The organism is Streptomyces carpinensis (assembly GCF_002154505.1).
Classification (GTDB): domain Bacteria; phylum Actinomycetota; class Actinomycetes; order Streptomycetales; family Streptomycetaceae; genus Streptomyces; species Streptomyces carpinensis.
The window spans coordinates 1-2,050 of record NZ_MUBM01000715.1; the positions used below are offsets into that span (position 1 = coordinate 1).

A 2,050-nucleotide genomic window follows, 5' to 3' on the forward strand; every position below is an offset into this window, starting at 1 on the left:
CCGCCGAGATCGGCACCGGCGCCGAAGCCTCGGCCGCCGGCACCGGCGAGGTCTCCGCCGCGCCCTCCGACGCCCCGCTCGGTTCGACCCTGCACACCCAGGTCATCACCTGGTTCGACGCCAACGCCCGCGACCTGCCCTGGCGTCGTGCCGACGCCGGCGCCTGGGGTGTGATGGTCAGCGAGTTCATGCTGCAGCAGACGCCGGTCAGCCGCGTCCTGCCCGTCTACGAACAGTGGCTCGAACGCTGGCCGCGCCCCGCCGACCTCGCCAAGGAGGCGCCCGGCGAGGCCGTCCGCGCCTGGGGCCGGCTCGGCTACCCGCGCCGTGCCCTGCGCCTGCACGGCGCCGCGGTCGCCATAACGGAGCGGCACGGCGGTGACGTACCCACCGAACACGCGCAACTGCTCGCCCTGCCCGGCATCGGCGAGTACACGGCGGCGGCGGTCGCGTCCTTCGCCTACGGGCAGCGGCACGCCGTGCTGGACACCAACGTCCGCCGGGTCCTCGCCCGTGCGGTCACCGGTGTGCAGTACCCGCCGAACGCCACCACCGCCGCCGAACGCCGCCTGGCCCGCACCCTGCTGCCCGAGGACGAGCGGACCGCGGCCCGTTGGGCCGCCGCCTCCATGGAGCTCGGCGCGCTGGTGTGCACGGCGAAGAACGAGTCGTGCCATCGCTGCCCGATCACCGGGCACTGCGCGTGGCGGCTGGCGGGCAAGCCGGAGCACGACGGTCCGCCACGCCGGGGTCAGACGTACGCCGGTACCGACCGGCAGGTGCGCGGCAAGCTCCTCGCCGTACTGCGCGAAGCCCACGCGCCGGTGCCGCAGGCGGTGCTGGACCGGGTGTGGCACGAGCCGGTCCAGCGGGGCCGGGCCCTGGACGGGCTCGTCGCCGACGGCTTGGTGGAGCCGCTGTCGGGCGGCCTGTACCGGTTGCCACTTAGCTGACGCGCCGTCACCACGCGAGCGGGTAACAGCGATGACGCCTCCGGAAGGCGTCGCGGGCACCCGTGTCACACATCCGCACGCCACCCCGAAGGGCCAAATCCCCCCATATTCGGACCAATCAGGGCGCCTCTTTATCCCGCTCCTGCGTCCGTTACACAACCGACGTACAGCCGAGGGCTACCCGCAGGCTGCTTCGGACAACGCCGTGACAACCCCTCCGTACCTTCAATTGCGTGCCCGACAGGCACCGGGCGGCTGCCGACCACAGCCCGCCCGCACAGAGCACGGGATCCGGCAGCAGGCAGGTCGGTAAACGGGGATCGGAGGCGGTTGATCATGGCGCAGGGTGAGGTGCTCGAGTTCGAGGAGTACGTGCGCACCCGGCAGGACGCGCTGTTGCGCAGCGCGCGCCGGCTGGTGCCGGACCCGGTCGACGCCCAGGACCTGCTCCAGACGGCGCTCGTACGGACGTACGGCCGCTGGGAGGGCATCGCCGACAAGCGGCTCGCGGACGCCTACCTGCGCCGCGTCATGATCAACACGCGTACGGAGTGGTGGCGGGCCCGGAAGCTGGAGGAGGTCCCCACCGAGCAGCTGCCGGACGCCAGCGTCGAGGACTCCACCGAGCAGCACGCCGACCGCGCGCTTCTTATGGACATCATGAAAGTTCTCGCTCCGAAGCAGCGCAGCGTCGTGGTGCTGCGACACTGGGAGCAGATGTCCACGGAGGAGACGGCCGCTGCCCTCGGCATGTCCGCGGGAACGGTCAAGAGCACGCTGCACCGGGCGCTCGCCCGGCTCCGCGAGGAGCTGGAGGCCCGCGATCTGGACGCACGCGCGCTGGAGCGTGAGGAGCGGGAGCGTTGCGCGGCCTGAGCGGCGAGGCTGGTGTCGGCCCCAGTGGCGGGTCCGGTGCCGGGCCCGAGTCCACCCCGGCCCGGGGGACCCTCCAGGCGGTGATCACGGCGGTGGCCGTGCTCGCCGCCCTCGGTCTTTTGGTGTCCGCCTGCGGCACGGGCGGCACGGGCGCCCGCGACGAGGGGCCGGCCGAGGCCAGCTCGGTGGCGGACGCACCCTCGTCCAGCCCCTCCCCCACC

Annotated in this window: 2 protein-coding genes and 1 pseudogene; all 3 read left to right on the forward strand. The window is 73.2% G+C overall.

Features of this window, described 5'->3' with window-relative positions; genetic code table 11:
- Positions 1–89: 89 nt before the first annotated feature.
- Positions 90–953, forward strand: a complete 864-nt coding sequence (locus BZY54_RS48230; protein WP_086731561.1) for an HhH-GPD family protein — start codon at positions 90–92, stop codon at positions 951–953.
- Positions 954–1,289: 336 nt separating this feature from the next.
- On the forward strand, positions 1,290–1,829 hold the full coding sequence (locus BZY54_RS48235) for a SigE family RNA polymerase sigma factor (RefSeq protein ID WP_030177423.1): 540 nt from the start codon (positions 1,290–1,292) through the stop codon (positions 1,827–1,829).
- A pseudogene (locus BZY54_RS48240) lies at positions 1,817–2,050 on the forward strand (hypothetical protein); the annotation flags it as partial. The gene BZY54_RS48235 and the pseudogene BZY54_RS48240, both read left to right, overlap by 13 nt.

Bases quoted from the DNA above. Each gene is read 5' to 3' on its own strand.
- BZY54_RS48235 (WP_030177423.1), top strand. From the start codon at position 1,290: ATGGCGCAGGGTGAGGTGCTCGAGTTCGAGGAGTACGTGCGCACCCGG.